Annotated in this window: 17 protein-coding genes; 4 read left to right on the top strand and 13 right to left on the bottom strand. The window is 71.0% G+C overall.

Annotation, left to right across the window (positions count from 1 at the left end):
• Positions 1-188: 188 nt before the first annotated feature.
• Entirely contained in the window at positions 189-1,028 is an 840-nt protein-coding gene (locus tag ACQP2F_RS00870) for a hypothetical protein (protein ID WP_433299782.1), read from the bottom strand.
• A 152-nt stretch (positions 1,029-1,180) separates the two neighbouring features.
• On the opposite strand from ACQP2F_RS00870, the gene ACQP2F_RS00865 reads away from it, so the two are divergent.
• Both ACQP2F_RS00865 and ACQP2F_RS00860 read left to right on the top strand, forming a co-directional pair.
• Positions 1,181-2,260 carry a Glu/Leu/Phe/Val family dehydrogenase gene (locus ACQP2F_RS00865; RefSeq protein ID WP_433299781.1) on the top strand — a complete coding sequence of 360 codons (1,080 nt, stop codon included), beginning with the start codon at positions 1,181-1,183 and terminating at the stop codon, positions 2,258-2,260.
• Positions 2,261-2,475: 215 nt separating this feature from the next.
• Positions 2,476-2,691 carry a DUF3073 domain-containing protein gene (locus ACQP2F_RS00860; protein WP_433299780.1) on the top strand — a complete coding sequence of 72 codons (216 nt, stop codon included), beginning with the start codon at positions 2,476-2,478 and terminating at the stop codon, positions 2,689-2,691.
• Between the two features lie 886 nt (positions 2,692-3,577).
• On the opposite strand, the gene amcA is transcribed toward ACQP2F_RS00860, so the two are convergent.
• The 5 genes from amcA to ACQP2F_RS00835 form a co-directional block, all read right to left on the bottom strand.
• Positions 3,578-3,820 (bottom strand): multiple cyclophane-containing RiPP AmcA, encoded by a 243-nt coding sequence (gene amcA / locus ACQP2F_RS00855; protein WP_433299779.1) that lies wholly within the window; start codon positions 3,818-3,820, stop codon positions 3,578-3,580.
• Entirely contained in the window at positions 3,789-4,892 is a 1,104-nt protein-coding gene (gene amcB / locus ACQP2F_RS00850) for a cyclophane-forming radical SAM peptide maturase AmcB (RefSeq protein WP_433299778.1), read from the bottom strand. The genes amcA and amcB overlap by 32 nt, the downstream gene beginning before the upstream one ends.
• A 131-nt stretch (positions 4,893-5,023) precedes the next feature.
• Complete coding sequence (gene purM / locus ACQP2F_RS00845; RefSeq protein ID WP_433299777.1) at positions 5,024-6,166, bottom strand: phosphoribosylformylglycinamidine cyclo-ligase; 1,143 nt, start codon at positions 6,164-6,166, stop codon at positions 5,024-5,026.
• 28 nt (positions 6,167-6,194) lie between these two features.
• On the bottom strand, positions 6,195-7,781 hold the full coding sequence (gene purF, locus ACQP2F_RS00840) for an amidophosphoribosyltransferase (RefSeq protein ID WP_433299776.1): 1,587 nt from the start codon (positions 7,779-7,781) through the stop codon (positions 6,195-6,197).
• 90 nt (positions 7,782-7,871) lie between these two features.
• Entirely contained in the window at positions 7,872-8,246 is a 375-nt protein-coding gene (locus ACQP2F_RS00835) for a sterol carrier family protein (RefSeq protein ID WP_433299775.1), read from the bottom strand.
• 266 nt (positions 8,247-8,512) lie between these two features.
• Between ACQP2F_RS00835 and ACQP2F_RS00830 the strand changes: the two genes are divergently transcribed.
• On the top strand, positions 8,513-10,279 hold the full coding sequence (locus tag ACQP2F_RS00830; protein ID WP_433299774.1) for a carboxypeptidase-like regulatory domain-containing protein: 1,767 nt from the start codon (positions 8,513-8,515) through the stop codon (positions 10,277-10,279).
• A 65-nt stretch (positions 10,280-10,344) separates the two neighbouring features.
• Here the strand turns inward: ACQP2F_RS00830 and purL are convergent, their stop codons facing one another.
• The 6 genes from purL to ACQP2F_RS00800 form a co-directional block, all read right to left on the bottom strand.
• Positions 10,345-13,017 (bottom strand): phosphoribosylformylglycinamidine synthase subunit PurL, encoded by a 2,673-nt coding sequence (gene purL / locus ACQP2F_RS00825; RefSeq protein WP_433299773.1) that lies wholly within the window; start codon positions 13,015-13,017, stop codon positions 10,345-10,347.
• Positions 13,018-13,725, bottom strand: coding sequence for a phosphoribosylformylglycinamidine synthase subunit PurQ (purQ, locus tag ACQP2F_RS00820; protein ID WP_433307950.1), 708 nt, complete (start codon positions 13,723-13,725; stop codon positions 13,018-13,020).
• On the bottom strand, positions 13,722-13,976 hold the full coding sequence (purS, locus tag ACQP2F_RS00815) for a phosphoribosylformylglycinamidine synthase subunit PurS (RefSeq protein ID WP_433299772.1): 255 nt from the start codon (positions 13,974-13,976) through the stop codon (positions 13,722-13,724). The genes purQ and purS overlap by 4 nt, the downstream gene beginning before the upstream one ends.
• A 323-nt stretch (positions 13,977-14,299) precedes the next feature.
• A complete protein-coding gene (purB, locus tag ACQP2F_RS00810; RefSeq protein ID WP_433299771.1) occupies positions 14,300-15,721 on the bottom strand; it encodes an adenylosuccinate lyase in 1,422 nt (473 codons plus the stop codon).
• A complete protein-coding gene (locus ACQP2F_RS00805) occupies positions 15,718-16,974 on the bottom strand; it encodes an MFS transporter (protein ID WP_433299770.1) in 1,257 nt (418 codons plus the stop codon). The genes purB and ACQP2F_RS00805 overlap by 4 nt, the downstream gene beginning before the upstream one ends.
• The gene (locus tag ACQP2F_RS00800; protein ID WP_433299769.1) at positions 16,971-17,531 is read right to left on the bottom strand and encodes an ArsR/SmtB family transcription factor; all 561 of its coding nucleotides are present in this window, start codon (positions 17,529-17,531) and stop codon (positions 16,971-16,973) included. Before ACQP2F_RS00800 ends, ACQP2F_RS00805 begins: the two co-directional genes overlap by 4 nt.
• 131 nt (positions 17,532-17,662) lie before the next feature.
• Between ACQP2F_RS00800 and ACQP2F_RS00795 the strand changes: the two genes are divergently transcribed.
• The gene (locus ACQP2F_RS00795; RefSeq protein ID WP_433299768.1) at positions 17,663-18,115 is read left to right on the top strand and encodes an SCP2 sterol-binding domain-containing protein; all 453 of its coding nucleotides are present in this window, start codon (positions 17,663-17,665) and stop codon (positions 18,113-18,115) included.
• 56 nt (positions 18,116-18,171) lie between these two features.
• Here ACQP2F_RS00795 and purD read toward each other — a convergent pair whose 3' ends face one another.
• Complete coding sequence (purD, locus tag ACQP2F_RS00790) at positions 18,172-19,413, bottom strand: phosphoribosylamine--glycine ligase (protein WP_433299767.1); 1,242 nt, start codon at positions 19,411-19,413, stop codon at positions 18,172-18,174.
• Positions 19,414-19,501: the final 88 nt, after the last annotated feature.

Here is a 19,501-nt window from a genome sequence, read left to right as displayed (position 1 = left end):
ACGAACGTCCCCAGATAGACGGATGAAGCATGCCCGATTTTTCCGCGTTTTCTACGCCAGATAGTGCCGCGTTTAGTCCGATTATCACGCTTCGGCGACCAGTGATTACGAAGAGTGTTCGCTTCGGGAGCGTTCCCACGGTGGACAAACCGGCGGAAAAATCCGCCTATCTGTCCTATTTTCGCAGGTCAATTGCAGCGTTCCAGCAACTGCACGCTCCGCCAGCGATCGACGAGCTTCTCGTACGCCTCGGAGGCCGCGTCCGCATCGCCTCGGGACAGCGCCGAGAGACCGGCCGCCACCAGTCCGGGTGAGTCGTCCTCCGTCAGGACGTCATCCGGGAGGAGGTTGACGAGACCCCCGTAGTCGAGCTCCACGATCGACCGCGGGTGGAACTCCTCCAGCCACCGGGTGCCCTCCTCGACCGCCTCGGTGATCGGGGCGTCGCCCAGCGACTTGCGCAGGACGGAGACGCCGCGGTGAGCGCGGCGGCGGGCCTTGGAGATCTCCGTGCGGTAGCGCAGCGTGCGCCGGCCCTCGACGAGCTCGAACTCCCGCTCGTCGAGGTCGATGAAGACGAACCAGCGCAGCGGCACGCCCCAGGTCGCGATCTGCTCGTGCACGCGCGGCACGCCGTGCTCGAGCACCTTGGCCCCGCTGCGCCAGTCCTCGACGATGGCCCGGGCCTGGCCGGCCAGCACCGGCGGGACGAACGCGTCGGCCAGCACGCTGGGCACGCCGTCGCGGGCGTTCAGCGCGGCCTCGGCGACCCGCAGGCGCAGGTTCCACGGGCAGACCAGCAGCGTGTCGCCCCACTCCAGCACGTACGCCTCGTCGGGCAGGTCGGGCAGCCTGGTCCAGCCGGCGCCCAGCGCCTCGAGCACGGCGGAACGCTGCTTGACCGGGCCGTCGACGGGGCCCAGGGCCCGGCCCTCGCGGGCGTACTTCCGCCAGAAAACCTGGCGGTCGCGGTCGAAGGCGGTCAGCGGCTCGTAAACCCGAAGGTACGACGCGAACAGTGACGGCACGACGCGATCCTTCCATGAATTCGGCCGCATGGAACTTCCCGCGCGGACGTAATCAGTCCCGGGTCCGCCCGACTAGGCTCGCTATGTCCGGCACACCCCGCCGGGCCAGCGGCCTCACAAGGGCCTCGACCAAGAAGATCAGGAGAACAGCGATGGGCGTGTTCGACACCGACGGCACCGACGCCAGCGGGCACGAACAGGTCGTCTTCTGCCAGGACCGGCAGACCGGCCTCAGGGCGATCATCGGCATCTATTCCACGGCCCTCGGGCCCGCGCTGGGCGGCACCCGCTTCTATCCGTACGAGACGGAGGCCGACGCCCTCGCCGACGTGCTCAAGCTGTCGCAGGGCATGGCGTACAAGAACGCGCTGGCCGGTCTCGACCTCGGCGGCGGCAAGGCGGTCATCTGGGGCGACCCGGCGCGCGCCAAGTCCGAGGGGCTGCTTCGGGCGTACGGCCGCTTCGTCGAATCCCTGCACGGCCGCTACTACACGGCGTGCGACGTCGGCACGTACGTGCCGGACATGGACGTCATCGCCCGCGAGACCCGCTACGTCACCGGCCGCAGCGTCGAGCACGGCGGCGCCGGCGACTCCTCCATCCTCACCGCCTGGGGCGTCTTCCAGGGCATGCGGGCCGCGGCCGAGCACACCTGGGGCGCGCCCACGCTGGCCGGCCGCACGGTCGGCATCGCCGGGCTCGGCAAGGTCGGCAAGTACCTCGCCGGCCACCTGATCGAGGACGGCGCCACGGTGGTCGCCACCGACGTGAACGAGACGGCCCGCGCCTGGGCCCGCGCCACCTACCCGCAGATCGAGCTGGCGGCCGACACGCACGCGCTGATCACCTCCGATATCGACGTGTACGCGCCCTGCGCCCTCGGCGGCGCCCTGGACGACGACACCGTCCCGGTGCTGCGGGCCAAGGTCGTCACCGGCGGGGCCAACAACCAGCTCGCCCACCCCGGCATCGAGAAGACGCTCGCCGAGCGCGGCATCCTCTACACGCCCGACTACCTGGTGAACGCCGGCGGCGTGATCCAGGTGGCCGACGAGATCGAGGGCTTCAACTTCGAGCGGGCCAAGCTGCGCGCCACCGGCATCTTCGAGACCACCCGGAAGATCCTGGCGCTGGCCGACGAGGAGAGCGTCGCGCCGGCCGTCGCGGCCGACCGGCTGGCCGAGCAGCGGATGGCCGAGGTCGGCCGGCTGCGCGCGATTTATCTCGGCTGAGTCTCTCTTTTCGCGGCCGCCGGCCCCCTCGGGAGACCGGTTTGCGACCTGCCGCGCGTTCCGGGATGTAAAACCCGCGACGCGCGGCAGTGTCACACGCAACCCGAGGTGCCGAAGGCGGCATCGTCCATGTACCGTAAGACCCACGAGAGATGCCTGACGTCATCGGGGCCCGCCTTCGGGCTGCCCCGAATTCTGTGCGAGGGGGTCGAGCCATGGGGCGCGGCCGTGCTAAGGCCAAGCAGACGAAGGTGGCCCGGGAGCTGAAGTACCACTCCCCGAACACCGACCTCACCGCCTTGCAGCGCGAACTGGCGGGTGCCAGTGGTAAGTCCGACCGTCATTTCGACGACGACAACGACGAGTTCGTCGACGACGACGAGGACGACGCGGAAGACGACCAGGACTCCTGGTCGCCAACAAGGCGCTGACCCGTATTGCACAGAGCACGCGGCTGACCGCGTGCTTCCGTGTGTCGCGGTCACACTTCCCACGGTTCAGCAACGTCGAAGCCCACGCGGGCCCCACCCGCGTGGGCTTCGAGCCGGGCCACCTCAGCATCCGCTGACGAGTCACGGTCGTCTCGCGCTGCGCCGTTCCACGCCTCGCACCGCGGTCGCGTTGCCGCACGCGCCGATGCCGGCGTCACGTTGCCCGCGCCATGCCATGCATCGCGCCTGAATCGCGCCCGCTTCGCACTATGAGGTCGGGGATCGCCAGAGACGGATGGGTGCGTCGCGCTCGCTTTGCGTCGCGCTCGCTTCACGCCTGCGCCGCCCTCGCCTGCGTCGCACTCGCTTCACGCTTGCGTCGCGCTCGCTTCACGCTTGCCGAGCGATGCTCTTCAGGGCTCCACGGCGCCGCTCCATGCCGCATGCCGACGCCAAGCGCCTCCACCCAGCCGGCGCGCATGGGTAAGCAGAGCCGGACGCGCCCGCCCAGCCAGCGCGCATGGGTAAGCAGAGCTGCGCCCAGCCCGCCCGCGCGGTCACCCCTTCGTCTGCGTGGACTCCCACTCACGGAACTGCCCGCGATCGCCTCGCTGAGGGGCAGGCAGTCGATTTTCCGTCGCCGCGGGGTGTGCGGTGCCGGGAAATCGGCTGCCTGCCCCTCAGCCTCCAAGAGGCGATCGCCCGCGGCGCCGGAGGCGACGCCATCCAACACAGTGCCGGGAAATCGGCTGCCTGCCCCTCAGCCTCCAAGAGGCGATCGCCCGCGGCGCCGAAGGCGACGCCATCCAACACAGTGCCGGGAAATCGGCTGCCTGCCCCTCAGCCTCGAAGAGGCGATCGCCCGCGGCGCCGAAGGCGACGCCATCTAACGCGGCCGGTTGTTCCAGTTGTAGAACGTCGGGATGTTCTCGAAGTGGTTCCAGGCGCACACCGCCGAACCCTCCTCCGACGACGTGCTCTCCGCACGCCGCTCGCGGGCCGCCTCGGCCTCCGCGATGAGCGCGGCCAGCCCGGCTCGGGTGTCGTGCACCCGTGCCGCCACCGGATCGGCTCCCACGCTCTCCGGCTGTGCGGCCTCAGACCGCCGTGGGCTCGTGATCTCGGGCATGGTCCAGCACCCCTTCCAGTAGGCGAATCTTGCTATTACGGCAGTGGTCGGTCTCGGTCGTGTCGAACCGGCCGTGCTCGAAGTAGCGGTTGGCCGCGTGGGCGCCGCCGCAGAAGCCGAAGTACGGGCAAGTCGCGCGGCATGCCTCGACGCCGCGCAGGAACTCGGCTATCCACGGGGTCTCCGCGGCCGCGGCCAAGATTTCGCCGAGCGGGGTGGTCAGCACGTTGCCGCTGGTGAAGTCGCCGTATCGGGGGTCGTGGAAGCCGGCCAGCTCGGGCGAGAGCAGCACCACCGAGCCGTCGTGGGCGACGGTGGGTATCGGGTCGAGCCGGCGCGGCAGCAGGTCGTCGGCCGAGCCGTCGAGCACCGCGGCGGCGTAGCGCAGCGACCATTCGATCTCGCGCAGGTGGATCCGCGGGTCGCGGCGCCAGGCGGCGACCAGCTCGGCCCAGAACGCCGTCACGTCGGCGGCATCGTGCCGGTTGGCCCGCTTGTTCACGCCCTCGAGCTCCTCGACGTTGATGCCGAGCACCTCGCAACCCAGCTCGAGGAAGTAGGCGTACAGCGAGGCGGCGGCTCCGGGGCGAGGGTCGCTCACCACACAGAGCGCCGAGAACGGGATCTGGTGGCGGCGCAGCGCGTCGATGCCGCGCATGATCCGGTCGTACGCCGGTTTGCCGCCCCGGGTGACCCGATCTCCATTGCGGTCCGCCGGGCCGTCCACGCTCACGCTGACCCGCACCTGGTGCTCGGCGAAGAACTCGCACCACGCGTCGTCGATGAGCGTCGCGTTGGTCTGCACGTGATGCTCGACGGCCCCGCCGAAGGGTGCCAACAGCGCGGCCAGATGGTCACGCCCGGTAGCGAGCGGCTCACCGCCGTGCCAGACCACCGAGAACCGGCCGGCGCGGGCGAAGGTGTCGACCGAACCGGCCACGGCGGCGGCCACCTCGACCGGCATGCGCTTGTCGGCCGAGCGGAACGGAAGGTAACAGTAGGAACAATCGAGGTTGCACAGAGTCGTGGGCTGCATCACGACGTACGTGGGGATGGCCGCAATGCCGCGCATCCCGCTCCATTGACCGCCCATGTGCACCCCCGTCCGGCGTTCGCCTCAAGGTAGGCCGCCCGAGCCACCCCGTACATGAAAGATCCGCGCGTGTCATAGATAGACACACGCGGATTCTTCCACCGATTTTGTCAGCCGCGGGTGTATTGGCCCATCATCTGCACCTCGCCGGTGCCGTCGATGACCTCGCCGACCTGCCACGCCTCGACGCCGCGGCCGGTCAGGTAGGCCATGGCCCGGTCGGCGTCGTCGGAGGAGACGATCGCGAACATGCCCACGCCCATGTTGAACGTGGCCTCCATCTCGTTGTCCTCGATCCGCCCCTTGGCCTGGATCAGATCGAAGATCGGCTGCGGGCGCCAGGTCGAGCGGTCGACCACCGCGTCCACGTGGTCGGGCAGGATGCGCACCAGGTTGCCGGGGATGCCGCCGCCGGTCACGTGCGAGAACGCGCGGACCTCGGTCTCCTCGATCAGGCCGAGGCAGTCCTTGGCGTAGATCTTGGTCGGGGTCAGCAGTTCCTCGCCGAGCGTGCGCTGGGAGCCGAAGTCGTCGACCACCGAGTCGAGCCGCATCCGGCCGGCGCCGAGCAGCACGTGCCGGACCAGCGAGTAGCCGTTGGAGTGCAGGCCCGAGGAGCGCATCGCGATCACCGCGTCGCCGACCTCGACCCGGTCCCGGCCGAGGATCTCGCTCTCCTCGACCACGCCGACGCCGGTCGCGGAAACGTCGTACTCATCCGGGCGCAGGACGCCGGGGTGCTCCGCGGTCTCGCCGCCGAGCAGCGCGCAGCCGGCGTAGCGGCAGCCGTCCGCGATGCCGGCGCCGATCTCGGCGACCTTGTCCGGCACGACCTCGCCGCAGGCGATGTAGTCGAGCAGGAAGAGCGGCTCGGCGCCGCAGGCGACCAGGTCGTCGACGACCATGGCGACCAGGTCGATGCCGATCGTGTCGTGGATGTCGAGCTGCTGGGCGATCACCAGCTTGGTGCCGACGCCGTCGGTCGACGAGGCCAGGATCGGGCTCTTGTACTTCTGGGTGTTCAGCCGGAACAGGCCGGAGAAGCCGCCCAGGTCGCCCATCACCTCGGGCCGGGTCGTCTTCTTCACCTTGGTCTTCAGCAGCTCCACCGCGCGGTCACCGGCCTCGATCGAGACGCCGGCTTCCGCGTACGTGACCGAACGCTTGCGCGCGGCGCGGCCGGAGCCCGCCGTCCAAGGCCTCCGGTCGCCCTCGGCGCCGTTGGCACTGTTGCGCTCGGACACGTGGGTCACGATATTCCCCTTACAAGTCTCTTGGCGATCACGGGTGCTGCAGGGCGTTGCCGCCGCCGGGGCTGGCGACCAGCCGGGTGCCGGCCCGGTCGTCGTACTCCGCTTCGAGCTCGGCGACCGCCGCCGTGGCGGCATCGTCGGTGGCGGCCGGCATCGAGGCGCGCTTGCCGACCCCCTCCAGCAGGTGCTTTCCGATCAGGTTGCCCGCGGGCAGCTCGATCGGGTACTGCCCGTCGAAGCAGGCCATGCAGAGCCGTGACTTGGGCTGCTCGGTCGCCTGGACCAGGCCGTCGAGGGAAACATAACCCAGGGTGTCGGCGCCGATCGAGCGCCGGATCCCGTCGATCTCCAAACCGTTCGCGATCAGCTCGGCGCGGGTCGCGAAGTCGATGCCGTAGAAGCACGGCCACTGCACCGGCGGCGACGAGATGCGCACGTGCACCTCGAGGGCGCCGGCCTCGCGCAGCATGCGCACGAGGGCCCGCTGCGTGTTGCCGCGGACGATCGAGTCGTCGACCACGACCAGGCGCTTGCCCCGCACGACCTCGCGCAGCGGGTTGAGCTTGAGCCGGATGCCGAGCTGACGGATCGTCTGCGAGGGCTGGATGAAGGTGCGGCCGACGTACGCGTTCTTGGTCAGGCCCGCGCTGTACGGGATGCCGGACGCCTCCGCGTACCCGATGGCGGCCGGGGTGCCGGACTCGGGCACCGGGATGACCAGGTCGGCCTCGACCGGGTGCTCCTTGGCCAGCCGGCGGCCGATCTCGACGCGGGCCGAGTACATGTTGCGGCCGGCGATCGTCGTGTCCGGGCGGGCCAGGTAGACGTACTCGAAGAGGCAGCCCTTGGGCTCGGGCGCGGCGAACCGGGTCGACCGCAGGCCGTGCTCGTCGACCGCCAGCATCTCGCCCGGCTCGACCTCACGCACGAAGCTGGCGCCGACGATGTCGAGTGCCGCCGTCTCGCTCGCGATGACCCAGCCGCGCTCCATCCGGCCGAGCACCAGCGGGCGTACGCCCTGAGCATCGCGCGCCGCGTAGAGCGTGTTCTCGTCCATGAACACGAAGCTGAAGGCGCCCCGCAGACGCGGAAGGACCTCGAGCGCCGCGGCCTCGACCGACAGGTCGGGACGGCTGGCCAGCAACGTCGTGACCAACGCCGTGTCGGAGGTGGCGACGTCGGCCTCGAGACCGCGGTCGGCGACCTCGCGGGCGAGCTCGGCCGTGTTGACCAAGTTGCCGTTGTGGGCCAGGGCGATCGTCGTGCCGGCCGTGGTCGCGCGGATCGTGGGCTGCGCGTTCTCCCAGTTCGACCCGCCGGTCGTGGAATAGCGCGTGTGGCCGATCGCGAGGTGGCCCCGCAGGCTGGCCAGCGTCGGCTCGTCGAAGACCTGGGAGACCAGGCCGAGGTCCTTGTAGACCACCACGCCCGAGCCGTCGCTCACCGCGATGCCGGCCGCTTCCTGGCCGCGGTGCTGCAGAGCGAAGAGCCCGAAATACGTGAGTTTCGCGACCTCTTCCTCCGGAGCCCAGACACCGAAGACGCCACAGGCATCCTGGGGGCCGCGCTCCTGGGGGTCGAGATCGTCGGTCAACCGGCCGTCGCCTCGGGGCACCTGTCGCTCCCTGATCTGGTCGTTTTGCTGGACGCTCCGACGGCCCAGTGTACGCGAGGCGAAGGTGGTCGGCTCGGGCTCGCGCCGCGCTTACTCACCGCTTCCGGGCCGGTACAGCGGCAGGTACTCGGTGAGGTCGGTGCGGATGCCGCTGGCCCGGAGACGTCCGTCACTGAGCGCATCCGCCCAGCTCACACGCTCCGTGGCGAGCAGCACCCAGGTCCGCGGATCCGTTTCGACCACATTGGGCGGTGTGCCGCGTGTGTGCCGGGGACCCGCGACACACTGAATCGCACCGAAAGGCGGAATTCGCACCTCCACCGAACGGCCAGGTGCTCGTCGCGCCAACTCGGTCAGCAGTGCTCGCACAGCGTCACGCAGGACCGTACGCTCGGGTTCTTCGCCGCGATCCAGCGCGTCCAACGCGCGTTGCACGGACTCGGATTTATTGTGCGCAGGGGACACGTCGGGACGATACGACCCGCTCTGCCGAGATTGGTACGCGCCCCTGGGTCGCGGAATGGACCCGTGACAAGGCATAGTGGCCGACGGTGTTTTTAGTCGCGGGATGTAACCGGCACTCGAGTGAGCCCGGAGAACCGTGCGACCGGAAGGCGGTGTACGTGACAACGCACCTACGAGCCCGAGCGGCCCAAGCCGGTGCGTTACTGGCGGTTGTCGTCGGCGGTATCGCCGTCGCGCCCGCGGTGGCGCTGGCGGTTCCCCCGGAAGTGCAAATCACGAGCGTTCCGACCGACGTGCTGTCCGGGAACACCGTGCAGATGCAGTACCAGGTGCGCAACGCCAATCCGGACGGGCAGGTCCGGGTCACCATCGCGGTGACCAGCGGCATGTCCAAGTGCTCCGGTAACTGCGGCCAGGTCGACCAGGTCGACGGCAACGGCAAGACGTACCAGGCGACCTTCACGGCGCCGAACGTCGACGCCGGCCAGACCAAGTCGATCCCGATCAAGGTCACCGTCAACACCCAGGGCGAGCAGCCCGCGTCCGACACGGTGAACGTCAACGTCCAGGGTCCGGACAAGCCGCAGACGGTCACGTCGATCTCCGGCAAGGTCAAGGACTCGAACGGCAAGGCCGTCGCCGGCGCCGACGTCGCCATGAAGGACAGTGGCGGGCACCCGTACCAGGCGAAGACCAACGGCTCGGGCGGCTACTCCTTCAACTCGTCCGACTCGCAGCCGATCACGCCGGGCAACATCACGGTCGGCGCGCTCAAGGAGGGCTACGAGACGGCGACCGTGACCATCCAGGCCTCGGCCGGCAAGAGCGCGATCGCGAACCTGACCCTCAAGGTCCTGGAGTCGACCGCGTCGGCCTCGCCGTCGGCGTCGGTCTCGGCCTCGGCCACCACCGAGGCGACCGACGAGGTCACCGAGGAGCCGACCCAGGAGGACTCGGTCGCGGCCGACCCGAACACCCAGAAGACCGCCTCCGACCAGGGTGGCGGCTCCGGCTCGATGCTGTTCATCGTGCTCGGCGGCCTGCTCGTCGCGGCCGGCGTCGGCGCGATCGTGCTGGTGCTGATGCGCCGCAAGAACAACCCCGAGGCGGGCGGCGGTCCCGAGGTCGACCCGACCGTCATGGGCGGCGGGCCGGCCGGCATGGTTCCGCCGAGCCAGGGCCGGTTCAACGACGCGACCCGGGTGGCCTCGCCGATGGGCGCCGGGCGGGACGCGACCATGGTGGCGCCGCGTGCGGCCTCCCCGATGGCGGACGCGCCGACCATGCTGCAGCGCCCGGTCGAGGACGAGTTCCCCGACCCGTACGGCGCGCCGGTCCCGCACCAGGGCGGCCAGTACGGCGGCGGTGGCTGGGACAACCAGGCCGGCGTCAACGGCGGTCAGCAGTACGGCGGCGGCAACCAGTACGGCGAGCCCACGCAGTATGGCCGCCCCCAGGACAACGGCCAGTACGGCGGCGGCACCAGCACGTACGGCGCCGCGGCGGCCGCGCCGGTCGCCGGGGGCACCTACGGCGGCCAGCAATACGGCGGCGGCCAGCAGCAGCGCTACGACGAGCCGACCGGCATGTACCGCCCCGAGCCGGGCGCGGACGACGGCTACGGCGCCGGCCAGTACGGCGGCGGCAACTACCAGGCCGGTGGCGGCTACGACCAGGGCGTCTACGGCGACCAGGGCGGGTACGACCAGGGTGGCTACGGCGACCAGGGCGGCTACGACCAGCGCGCCGGTGGCGGCACCTACGGCGGCGGCCAGTACGGCGGCGGCCAGTACGGTGGCGGCGGCTACGACGACGACCATGGCGGCTACGGCGACCAGGGTGGCCAGCAGTACGGTGGCGGCCAGTACGGCGGCGGCCAGTACGGCGGCGGGGCCGGTCAGCAGTACGGCGCCCGCAACGACGGCTACGACCAGGGCCCGGCCGGTTACGACGACGGCGCCTACGACCAGCGCGCCGGCAACCGGCAGCCCTCGCACCCCGGCCAGCGTCGTCCGACCGAGTGGGACAGCTAGCCGGCTCAGTTCGACCAGAAAAAGGCCCCGCGTCCGAGGACGCGGGGCCTTTCTGCTTGGTCGGATCAGTCCTCGGCGGGCTCGATCGGTCCACCCGGGACAGCGTCACCCAGTTCGGCGATCTCCAGCTCCACGGAGGTAGCCGGGCTGCCGTCGGCCGCGACGGAGGCCGGGCTCCCGTCGGCCGAGGCCGGGCTCTCGTCGGCCGCGAGGGCAGCCGAGGCGGCCGGGATGCCGTCGGCCTCGATCGGGGCCGCGGACTCCATCGCCGCGCCGGCCGCGGCCGTCGTCAGCACCTGGCTGCCACGGTCGCCCGCCGGCGCGGACGGGTCGGCCGCGTGCTCCGGGTCGCCGTGCCGGCCGGCCAGCTCCGCCACCCCGCCGAACAGCCGGGGAAGTGTCCCCGACCAGGCCTCGCGCAGCTCCGGCAGCGGGATCGTGAACTGCTCCCGAACCTCGAGCTCGGGCTCATGCGTGGTGACGCCGAGCGGGGTGCACGGCACGCCGTAGTCGGCGGCCAGTGCCACGAACGCCTTGTCGTGCCCGCGCGGAACGGCCACCAGGGCCCGCCCGGCCGACTCGCTGAACAGATGGACGAACGCCGAGTTGCCGTCCTCCGGGAACGCGACCCGGGCGCCCACCTCGTACCGCAGGCAGCTCTCGACCAGCGCCTGGGCGAGACCGCCGTCGGAGAGGTCGTGGGCGGCGCTGACGTGACCGGCCTGCGAGGCCCGCGCCATCAGCGCGCCGAGCCGCTGCTCGCGGACCAGGTCGACCTTGGGCGGCCGGCCGCCGAGGTGGCCGTGGGTGACCCACGCCCACTCGGAGCCGGACAGCTCGCACGACGTCTCGCCGAGCAGGAAGAGCTGGTCGCCCTCACCGTCGGTGCGCGGGAAGCCCATCGGGATGCGCCGGGCCACGTTGTCGAAGACGCCGAGCACGCCGACCACCGGGGTCGGGTGGATCGCGGCCGCTCCGGTCTGGTTGTAGAAGCTGACGTTGCCGCCGGTCACCGGGGTGCCCAGCTGCTGGCAGCCGTCGGCGAGACCGCGCACCGCCTCGGCGAACTGCCACATCACGGCCGGGTCCTCGGGCGAGCCGAAGTTGAGGCAGTCGGTGACCGCCACCGGCTCGGCGCCGGTGACCGCGACGTTCCGGTACGCCTCGGCCAGGGCCAGCTTGGCGCCCTCGTACGGGTCGAGCCGGGCGAACCGGCCGTTGCCGTCGACCGATAGCGCCACCCCGAGGCCGGTGCGCTCGTCGATGCGCAGCACGCCCGAGTCCTCCGGCTGGGCCAGCACGGTGTTGCCGAGCACGTACCGGTCGTACTGCTCGGTCACCCACGTCTTGTCGCACAGGTTCGGCGACGCGACCATCCGCAGCACCGTCTCGCGCAGCTCGTCGCCGGTGGACGGCCGGGGCAGGGTCTCGGCCTTGTCGGCCTGCAGCAGGATCAGGTCGGCCGGCTCGCGGATCGGCCGGGCGTAGACCGGACCGTCGTCGGCGAGCGAGCCGGGCGGCACGTCGACGACCACGTAGTCCTTCCAGCTGATCACCAGCCGGCCCGGGGACCCGTCGGCCTCGGTCGGCGTGACCTCGCCGATCGCGGTGGCCCAGACGCCCCACTTCTCGGCGACCGCCAGCACCCGGTCGAGGTTCTCCGGGGTGACGATCAGGAGCATGCGCTCCTGCGACTCGCTGGCCAGAATCTCGGTCGGCGACATCGACGCCTCGCGCAGCGGCACCCGCTCGAGCCAGACCCGCATGCCGGTGCCGGCCGCGGCCGCCGTCTCGGTCAGCGCGCAGGTCAGGCCGGCGCCGCCGAGGTCCTGGATGCCGGCGACGAGGCCGGCGTCGTACAGCTCGAGGCAGCTCTCGATCAGCAGCTTCTCCATGAACGGGTCGCCGACCTGCACCGACGGGCGGCGCTGCTCGGCCTCCTCGTCGAAGGTCGCGGACGCGAGCACGGAGACACCGCCGATGCCGTCCCGGCCGGTACGCGCGCCGAGCAGCACGACCACGTTGCCGACGCCGGCCGCCTCCTTGTGCTGGAGACGCTGCACCGGCAGCACGCCGATGCTCAGGGCGTTGACCAGCGGGTTGCCCTGGTAGGTCGGGTCGAAGACGATCTCGCCGCCGATGTTGGGCAGGCCCAGGCAGTTGCCGTAGCCGCCGATGCCGGCCACCACGCCGGGCAGCACGCGGGCGGTGTCGGGGTGGTCGGCCGCGCCGAAGCGCAGCGGGTCCATCACGGCGATCGGCCGGGCGCCCATGGCGAGGATGTCGCGCACTATGCCACCGACGCCGGTCGCGGCGCCCTGGTACGGCTCGACGAAGCTCGGGTGGTTGTGCGACTCGACCTTGAAGGTGACCGCGAGGTCGTCCGAGATCTGCACCACCCCCGCGTTCTCCCCGATGCCCGCCAGCATCCGGGTGTTCTGCGGGGCCTTGTCGCCGAACTGGCGCAGGTGCACCTTGCTCGACTTGTACGAGCAGTGCTCGCTCCACATGATCGAGTACATGGCGAGCTCGGAGGCGGTCGGCCGCCGCCCGAGGATCTGCCGGATCCGCTCGTACTCGTCGTCCTTGAGACCGAGCTCGGTATGCGGCTGGAGCTCGTCCGGCGTGTCGAGTGCGCGCTGCACCGTGTCCGGCTCGCCGCCGAACTCGTTGACCAGCACATCGGTCGCGGCGAACCCGGTCGGTTTGGCGCCCGCCGTCTCCGGCTGCGTCGTCATTTACTGTCCCCCTGCTTGCTGTCCGCCCGCGGTCGCCCCGGCCAGGGCACGCAGGACGGAGGTGAAGAAGCCGAGGCCGTCCAGCGACGGGCCGGTCAGCGCCTCCACCGCGTGTTCCGGGTGCGGCATGATGCCGACGACGTTGCCGGCCTCATTGGTGATCGCGGCGATGTCTCGCTGCGAACCGTTCGGGTTTCCGCGGATGTAGCGCGCGACGACGCGACCCTCGGCCTCGAGGGCGTCGAGCGTCTTATCGTCCGCGACGAAGCAGCCCTCGCCGTTCTTCACCGGGATGAGGATCTCCTGGCCCGGCGTGAAGCCGTTGCTCCAAGCGGTGTCGGTGGACTCGACGCGCAGGAACTGGTCGCGGTTGCGGAAGTGCAGGTGCTGGTTGCGGGTGAGCGCACCGGGAAGCAGGTGCGCCTCGCAGAGGATCTGGAAGCCGTTGCAGATGCCGAGCACCGGCAGGCCGCCGCGGGCGGCGTCGATGATCGTCTCCATCACCGGGGCGAACCGGGCGATGGCGCCGCAGCGCAGGGCGTCGCCGTAGGAGAAGCCGCCGGGCAGCACCACGGCGTCGACGCCGTGCAGGTCGGGGTCGCCGTGCCAGAGACGGACCACGTCGCCGCCGGCGATGCGCGCGGCGCGGGCCGCGTCCCCGTCGTCGAGCGAGCCCGGGAAGGTGACCACACCGATGCGCATGGTCAGGCGACCTCCGCCGTCGCGCCATCCAGGTGGATGGTGAAGTCCTCGATCACGGGGTTGGCGAGCAGCTTGTCCGCGATCTCGCGGGCGCGCTCGAGGTCGGCCTCACCGGCGAACTCGATCTCGATACGGCGACCGATGCGGACGGAGGAGACATCGTTGACGCCGAGCCGGGGCAGCGCGTTCGCAACCGCCTGGCCCTGCGGATCGAGGATCTCCGGCTTGAGCATGACGTCGACCACGACGCGAGCCACGGGCACTCCTGACTGATAGATGTGAGCATCGCGAGCCTACCTTGCGGCGCTCGGGAGAAAGCCATCGGCCGGTGTCGGCAGAGCGACGCCAGCGCCCCTGAGCAGGGGATGTCGGCCCGGCTTGTGATCTTGCAAGCGGACCATCACACGGTGATATGGCCGAGCTGGGTGGTTGGCGGCGCGATCGGCCGCGCATAGGTTCGGCTCATCGATCTCCCGAAGAGCCGGCGGCGGCGCCCCCACCGCCGCCGGTGGGGGGCGATCGAGCGGGTTCCGCCGAGGTGCGGCGTGAGGGTCGAGCTCCGCCGCGCCTCGACGGCGTATCAGAGGATCGGCGCCGGCGAGTACCGCGCCGCGGCCGGGTGCGCCGCGACGATCGACGCAACCCGGTCGGCCACGGCACGCACCTGCGACGGCGCCGCCCCGACGAAGGCCGCCCGGTCGGCGACCAGGGTGTCGATCTCGCCGCGGGTCAGCCGCAGCCGCTCGTCGCCGGCGAGCCGGTCGAACAGATCGTTCACGGCCGCGCCCTTCTCCCGCATGGCCAGCGCCACCGCGACCGCGTGCTCCTTGATCACTTCGTGCGCGGTCTCCCGGCCGACGCCCTTGCGCACGGCCGCCACCAGGATCTTGGTGGTGGCCAGGAACGGCAGGAACCGGTCGAGCTCGCGGGCGATCACCGCCGGGTACGCCCCGAACTCCTCGAGCACGGTGAGGAACGTCTGGAACAGGCCGTCGGTGGCGAAGAACGCGTCGGGCAGGGCCACCCGGCGGACCACCGAGCAGGAGACGTCGCCCTCGTTCCACTGGTCGCCGGCCAGCTCGCCGACCATCGAGAGATAGCCGCGGACGATCACGGCGAGCCCGTTGACCCGCTCGGAGGAGCGCGTGTTCATCTTGTGCGGCATCGCCGACGAGCCGACCTGGCCCGGCTTGAAGCCCTCGGTGACCAGCTCCTGGCCGACCATCAGGCGGATCGTGGTGGCCAGCGACGACGGGCCGGCGACGACCTGGGCCAGGGCCGCGACCACGTCGAAGTCGAGCGACCTCGGGTAGACCTGGCCGACGCTGCTGAGCACCCGGTTGAAGCCGAGGTGGCCGGCGACCCGCTGCTCGAGCGTGGCGAGCGCCTCGAAGTCGCCGTCGAGCAGGTCGAGCTGGTCGGCGGCGGTGCCGACCGGACCCTTGATCCCGCGCAGGGGATACCGCCCGATCAGGTCGTCCAGTCGCTCGTACGCGATGAGCAGCTCTTCCGCGGCCGAGGCGAAACGCTTGCCGAGGGTGGTCGCCTGCGCCGCCACGTTGTGCGAGCGGCCGGTGATCACCAGATCCGAGTACTCGACGGCGCGCTCGGTGAGCCGGGCGAGGGCGCTCACCACCCGTTCGCGTACGAGCTCGAGGGAGGCCCGGATCTGCAGCTGCTCGACGTTCTCGGTCAGATCGCGCGAGGTCATGCCCTTGTGGATCTGCTCGAAGCCGGCGAGCGCGCTGAACTCCTCGATGCGCGCCTTCACGTCGTGCCGGGTGACCCGCTCCCGGGCCGCGATCGACGACAGGTCGACCTGGTCGAGCACCGCCTCGTAGGCCTCGACCGCGCCCTCGGGCACCGACACTCCCAGATCGCGCTGCGCGCGCAGCACGGCGAGCCAGAGCCGGCGCTCCATCCGGATCTTCTCCTCCGGGGACCAGAGGGCGGTGAGCTCGGCGGAGGCGTATCGGGCGGCCAGCACGTTCGGGATCGTCACGCGATCGATTCTTTCATGGGCTCGGCGGCGGGCTCGGGCAGCTTGTGCGCCAGCGTGCGCACGTCCCGCCTGCTCAGCATGAACACGACGGCGGCGACCATGAGCAGTCCCGCGCCGATCAGGGTGGCCTCCCGGCCGGCGAGCTGGGCGATGGGACCGACGGTCATCTCGCCGACGGGTATCGCGACGAAAGAGCCGACCATGTCGTACGAGTAGACGCGCGCGAGTTTGTCCGACGGCACATGTTCCTGCATCGACGTCTCCCAGGCGACGCCGAACTGCTCGAGGGTGAGGCCGCCGAGAAACGCGCCGATCATCAGCGCCCACGGCTGCGGATACGCGCCGAGCAGGAAGACCGGCAGGGAGAGCGGCAGGCAGCACGCGACGCCGAAGAACAGCAGCCGCCGCAGCCGGAGCCGCATCGCGACGAGTCCCCCGATGATCATGCCGGCGGTCTGCGCGGCCAGCACGAAACCCCAGGCCCGGCGCCCGAACGTGTCGTCGGCGACGACCGGACCGAGCACGAAGAGGCCGCCGGCCCAGGCCATGTTGAACACGCCGAAACCGGCCACCACGACCCACAGCCAGGTGCGGGACCGGAACTCCGACCACCCGGTCCGCAGGTCGGCGAAGATGTGCGGGCGCGTGGCGTTCTCCGCCTTGCCGGTCGCCGGCGCCGGCATGCCGAGCGCGGCGAAGCACACCGCCGAGATCGCGAAGCTCACCGCGTCGACCGCGATGCCCCAGCCCGGGCCGACCGCCGCCACCACGATGCCGGCCGCCGGCGCCCCGAAGATCGCGGCGCCGTTGAGGAAGAGCCGGCTGAGCGCGTTCGCCTGCTGGCGGATCCCCTCCGGCACGGTCTGCGGCAGGATCGAGGCGCTGGCCGGCAACGCCAGCGCGCCCACCATGCCGTTGATCGCGGCCAGGCCGATCAGCAACGGAATCGTCGCCGAGTGGGTCAGCACCAGCGCCGCGACGACGCCCTGGGTCGCCGCCGCGGCCAGGCTCGAGCCGACCATCAGCAGGTTCTTCGGCAAGCGGTCGGCCAGGACCCCGCCGAAGAGCAGGAACGCGACGTTGACCACCGTGCGGGCGCCGACCACGAAGCCGAGGTCGGTGGCCGAGCCGCTGATGTCGAGGACGGCGAAGGCGAGCGCGATCGGGGCGAACGCGTTGCCCAGCGCATTGATCGTGCGGCCCGCGAGCAGGACACGGAACGGACGGTGGCGCAGCGGCGCGGGAACTCTCATTCCTCTTCCCCCATCTGGAACATCGCGGCCGTCGTGCTCGTGCGGATGGTGCCGGGGGTGCGCGGGGGGCGGGCCACCTCGTGCAGCTCGCGCAGGGCGTCGGCGACCCGCTTGCGGATCTCGGCCCATCTCTCCGGTTCGACCCAGAGCTCGGCGTCGGCCATGAGCTTCGGTCCCGGCGGGAAGTGCGCTTCACGCGTACGCCTGATCAGCTCGTGTGCGAAAGCCGAGAACTCGAGACGGAGCTGCTCATCCGACTTCGGACCGCGCTGTCGCTCCTGCGCGTGATCGTGCGCCACGTCGTAGCGATAACGCTTGGCGACACCGCCGCGAATCTTCTCCTCGCCCTCGACCCTGATCAGCCCGCCGGCGAGCAGGTTGCGCAGGTGATAGCTCGCGTTGGCGTGGGTGAGGCCGAGCTCCCGCGCGACCTCGGCCGCGGTCATCGGCGCGGCCGTGAGCAGCGACATCATCCGTAGCCGGACCGGATGGGCCATGGCCCGCAGCGCGGCCTTCTCCCCACCGGCCGGCTCGGCCGCCGCATCTCCCAAAGACATGTTGGGGAGTCTATGCGTGCGCGCGCCGACTGTCCAACACTTATTGGGGAGTGGCACACTGCACGAAGAAGCGGCATTGTCGCTAAGGTTACCGACGAGTAGGTACAGCGCAGATACCGAAAGGTCCACCGATGACTGATTTCAACCCCGAGTCGCTCGCCTCGATCGGCCCGAAGGAGTTCGCTCAGCTCGTCAAGACGACGCCGGATTCGCAGATCGCCGAGGTCATGGCCGGCGACGCGCGCACGAAGATCCTGGACGAGGTCTTCAACCGGATGCCGACGCTGTTCCGCGCCGAGAAGGCCGGCAACACCTCGGCCGTCATCCACTGGATCATCACCGGCGGCGCCGGCGGCGCGAGCGACACCTACGAGACCGTGATCGAGAACGGCGCCTGCACCGTGACCAACCAGCCGGCCCGCGAGCCGAAGCTCGCCATGACCATGGACCCGGTCACGTTCCTGAAGGTCGTCTCGGGCGACGGCAACCCGATGATGATGTTCATGACCGGCAAGATCAAGGCCAAGGGCGACCTCGGCCTCGCCGCCAACGTGGCCAAGCTCTTCGACATCCCGAAGGCCTGACGCTTCGGTTCGTTGTCAGGGGCCGGCTGATCCAGCCGGCCCCTTCGCGGTCTTGATCAGAGGCGGATGCGGCCCTCGACCGCGGCCAGCGCGATGTCCGTCCGGTACTGCGCGCCGTCCAGTGTGACGCCGTCGACCAGGGCGTACGCGGCTTCGCGAGCCGCCGCCAGGTCGGCGCCCAGCGCGGTCACGCTGAGCACCCGGCCGCCGGCCGAGATCAGGGCGCCGTCGTCGCGGCGGGCCGTGCCGGCGTGGATCACGCCGGGGACCTCGGCGCCGGTGATGACGTCGCCGGTGCGCGGGGTTCCGGGGTAGTTCTGGCTGGCCACCACGACCGTGACGGCCGCGCCCTCGTGCCAGCGCAGCGGCGGGTGCGCGGCCAGCTTGCCGGTCGCCGCCGCCTCGAGCAGGCCGCCCAGCGGCGTCGCCAGCAGCGCCAGCACGACCTGCGTCTCCGGGTCGCCGAAGCGGGCGTTGAACTCGATGACCTTGGGCCCGTCCGGCGTCAACGCGAGTCCGACGTAGAGCAACCCGGCGAACGGGATGCCCCGCGAGCGCATCTCGGCCAGCGTCGGCTCGACGACCTCGCGCATCACCTGGGGCACCAGGTCGTCCGGCGCCCAGTCCAACGGCGCGTACGCTCCCATGCCGCCCGTGTTCGGGCCCTCGTCGCCGTCGCCCAGGCGCTTGAAGTCCTGGGCCGGCATCAGGGGGACCGCCGCGGTGCCGTCGGTGACCACGAAGAGCGACACCTCAGGGCCCGACAGATACTCCTCGATCACGACTTTTCCGCAGTCGGCGGCGTGCCGGCGGGCCTCCTCGAGTGACGAGGTGACCACCACGCCCTTGCCGGCCGCGAGACCGTCGTTCTTGACCACATAGGGCGCACCGAGATCGGCCAGCGCGCGATCGACCTGCTCCGCGGAGGTGCACGCAGCGGACCGCGCGGTCGGCACGCCGGCCGCCGCCATCACGTCCTTCGCGAACGCCTTCGACCCCTCCAGCTGGGCGGCGGCGGCGCTCGGGCCGAAGCAGGCGATGCCCTTGGCGCGTACGGCATCGGCCACCCCCGCCACCAGCGGCGCCTCCGGTCCGACGACCACCAGGTCGGCCGCGAGCTCGACGGCCAGCGCGGCCACCGCGCCCGGATCGGTGGCCGTCACCGCGTGGATCTCCGCGAGCTGGGCGATGCCCGGATTGCCGGGAGCGGCGGCGAGGAAGTCGACGGACGGATCGGCGGCGAGGCCGACGGCGAGGGCGTGTTCCCGCCCGCCGGACCCGATCAGAAGTACGCGCACGACCGCCGATCCTACCGGCGGCGTCCTTCCGCACGTCGCACCGCTGGTCGGTCGCGTAAACTTCGCAGGTACCCGGGCTTTCCCGCGT

The organism is Actinoplanes sp. CA-030573 (assembly GCF_050951115.1).
Taxonomy (GTDB): Bacteria; Actinomycetota; Actinomycetes; order Mycobacteriales; family Micromonosporaceae; genus Actinoplanes.
Note: the sequence above shows the minus strand (reverse complement) of the source record. Positions and strands in the feature narration are given on the sequence as shown.

Coding starts and splice junctions, on each gene's coding strand:
- ACQP2F_RS00865 (WP_433299781.1), top strand. CDS start 1,181: ATGGGCGTGTTCGACACCGACGGCACCGACGCCAGCGGGCACGAACAG.
- ACQP2F_RS00860 (WP_433299780.1), top strand. CDS start 2,476: ATGGGGCGCGGCCGTGCTAAGGCCAAGCAGACGAAGGTGGCCCGGGAG.
- amcA (WP_433299779.1), bottom strand. CDS start 3,820: ATGCCCGAGATCACGAGCCCACGGCGGTCTGAGGCCGCACAGCCGGAG.
- amcB (WP_433299778.1), bottom strand. CDS start 4,892: ATGCGCGGCATTGCGGCCATCCCCACGTACGTCGTGATGCAGCCCACG.
- purL (WP_433299773.1), bottom strand. CDS start 13,017: ATGACGACGCAGCCGGAGACGGCGGGCGCCAAACCGACCGGGTTCGCC.
- ACQP2F_RS00805 (WP_433299770.1), bottom strand. CDS start 16,974: ATGAGAGTTCCCGCGCCGCTGCGCCACCGTCCGTTCCGTGTCCTGCTC.
- ACQP2F_RS00800 (WP_433299769.1), bottom strand. CDS start 17,531: ATGTCTTTGGGAGATGCGGCGGCCGAGCCGGCCGGTGGGGAGAAGGCC.
- ACQP2F_RS00795 (WP_433299768.1), top strand. CDS start 17,663: ATGACTGATTTCAACCCCGAGTCGCTCGCCTCGATCGGCCCGAAGGAG.